This window comes from Gilliamella sp. W8128 (genome assembly GCF_016100545.1).
Taxonomy (GTDB): domain Bacteria; phylum Pseudomonadota; class Gammaproteobacteria; order Enterobacterales; family Orbaceae; genus Gilliamella; species Gilliamella apis.
This window is the reverse complement of sequence record NZ_JACFSE010000022.1, coordinates 1-2894: the sequence shown is the minus strand read 5'-3', so window position 1 is coordinate 2894 and position 2894 is coordinate 1. Positions and strand designations below refer to the sequence as shown.

Sequence of the window (2894 nt, the reverse complement as noted above, 5' to 3'; positions counted from 1 at the left end):
AGAAACAACCACAAAACAACAAAACGTCCGAAACTCAAAGAACTAAAAAATAAAGAACTAAAAAATTTTGAGGAACGGGGTTTTTAAAGCCTAAAATCCATCCAATAAATCGCTAACGTTAGTTATAAAATCAACTAGTTCCAATAATAAACGTTTATTTTGGCAAATAAGTTTGGTGTATTTAATTTAGCGACATTAGCAATGTGCTGACAACTGAGTGAGCTTAGCATGGCAAACAGGGATGTTTGGCAAGGCGGTGCTTTGTCAGGAACAAATCACAGCCGGTGCGTTAAGAGCGAACGAAGGCGGAAGGTAGTCACGCAGTGACCACTTGCGTAGTCGCCGCGGGAGATTGTAAAGAGGGTTCGCGCCAACCCTCTTAACTCGGACGTAATCGCCGTATAGAAATAACCACAAAACAACAAACGTCCGAAACTCAAAGAACCAAAAAAATTTGAGGAACGGGGTTTTTAAAGCCTAAAAATCCCGTCCAAGTTTCCCCGAAATTGGTTTTAAGGTCGTAATTAAGACATAATATTACATTCACCTTTACAAAAGTTAACAATTAAACCATCAAAAAAAGTTGCATGGTTTTTTGCAATCACTATACTTTTATAGCATATTTATACGAATGGATAAATTTTATGCCATTAGGCTTAAAATTTTAAATAAATCATAAAATTGGATTGACAAGGATATCTGATATGGATTATAATTTTCAACACACAACACACAACACACAACCTGCCCAACCTATAAATTCACCTCTCTAAAGTTAAGCTCATACCGTTTATTATTTAACTGCAGTTTATTATTTCGACAATTTCCAAAATTTCCGAAATTTCAGCAAAATTTTTCAAAATTTCTTGGTTTAGTCTGTTTATCTCGGCCGATGGTTTTGGTTTTAACCGTAGTTGCTTTACAGTCTATCTCTTTTGCTAATTATGCATTAACCACTACAACGACCAATATTATTTATGGCTCAGCACCTTATTTAACCTTTGATGGTGGTCGTACCCGGGTAACAAATACCGAAGCGCTACTCAGGATATCCCTTTCTGATGGTAGAACATTTACTCCGACAACCAATAATTCGAGTTATTACAATCCTATCGAGTTACCTGTTGTTGGTCAGAGTTTTAATGATATTGGTATGTTAGTACCATGGGATACTAATTCTATTGCATTAAGTTCACTTATTGGAACACCTTATAATTATTGGGGGGATGATGATGGCGATGGTCAGGGAGTTAATGGTGTCACCGCTACTGGTAGTTTAAATTTATCCATTGTTGATAAAGACAATAATCCTGTTGCCCGTAATCACGTGCTGACTTTTTGTGACGATAGAGCGCCATATAGATTAACCTTATCTAATGATGGAGGTAGATTAACAACACGTTATGGGGTACCTAATGAAAGTCGTTTTGAGCCAAGGACTGCCACTTATTATATTAAACCTAAGGCAGCGCCAGTGATTTGTTATGCAAGACCTGCCTTAGGTGGGTATATCGGTTTGTCTGAGGCCGTTTGGAAAACTTGGAAGGGTTTTCTACCACAGTCAGTTACACCGTCGTATTATGGTTCAAACTTCCCAACTACTGGTGTTCATAAAATTGGTTTTAGTTTATTTATTGCCGGCACTAATCAGGCCTTATCTTGGGCTCCGGTTTCTCATGGTGGTATTACTGCGACGATGACCGGTTCAACAAGTACCAGCGTTCGAGTCACCCTAACGGGTCCTGTTGCTACATCGTACTCAGATAATCCAGGTAGAATCGGTAGACCATCTTTACCGCAGACATTTGAGTTAGTCGGTCGTGATAGTAGGGGTAATGCGGTGGTTAAATATGGATTTGTGTTAAAGCAGTGGTTTGTTAGTCGTGGAAATATGAGCTATTATTACTATCCTAGTATGGAATCTTGGTGTAATAAGATTGGATACCGTCTTCCAAAGGTCAGGGATTTAACTAATGCGTCCTGTCTGAGAGATAATACAGGGATTTGTGAAGATTATGCAAATGAAATAAATGCATTAACGGCAACGCCTTCGTCACCTGATAATATGGTTCGTCGTCACATTGGTGGAGGATTGTTCTCGGAATGGGGGACTATGAACAGTAACTTTGCCCTCTCTGACGACTCTAGCAAATTCCTTCATAATGCTCCTTATTGTACGCAAGATACGGTGGCGGGTACTAATAACCCGAATTCAACTAATATTCTTTCGGTTTTCGATACTGGTGGTCATAATGGGAATTTGGGTCAAATATATATATATCCTCACACCTCAGGCGCCTATGGCGGAGTCTGTGTCTATCCTTAGCTATTATTTCTTATTTCTTAGGTATTGAAGCCAAGGATAAGAAAAATAACATTAGGGCGATAAAAATCGATTTTGTGGTGCGACTTTCGCAATGTGCTGACAACTGAGTGAGGTTAGCATGGCAAACAGGGATGTTTGGCAAGGAGCGTTAAGACCGAACGAAGGCGGAAGGCAATCACGCAGTGACCACGTGCGTGGTCGCCGCGGGAGATTGTAAAGAGGGTTCGCGGCAACCCTCTTAACTCGGACGTATTCACCGCATAGAACTAGCCACCAAACAACAAAACGTCCGAAACTTAAACAACTAAAAAATAAAGAACCAAAAATTTTGAGGAACGGGGTTTTTAAAACCAAAATCCATCCAATAAATCGTTAACGCTAGTTATAACATCAGCTATTACTAATAATAAACGTTTATTTTTATAAATTAGTTTAGTGCTTCTTATTTAGCGACATTCGCAATGTGCTGACAACTGAGTGAGTTTAGCATGGCAAACAGGGATGTTTGGCAAGGAGCGTTAAGAGCGAACGAAGGCGGAAGGCAGTCACGCAGTGACCACTTGCGTGG

The 2894-nt window shown here is 39.6% G+C and carries 1 protein-coding gene; it reads left to right on the top strand.

Annotated features, from left to right (window positions below):
• The first annotated feature begins 892 nt into the window (after positions 1-892).
• The gene (locus H3U97_RS11330; RefSeq protein WP_198199005.1) at positions 893-2326 is read left to right on the top strand and encodes a hypothetical protein; all 1434 of its coding nucleotides are present in this window, start codon (positions 893-895) and stop codon (positions 2324-2326) included.
• The last annotated feature ends 568 nt before the right edge of the window (positions 2327-2894 follow it).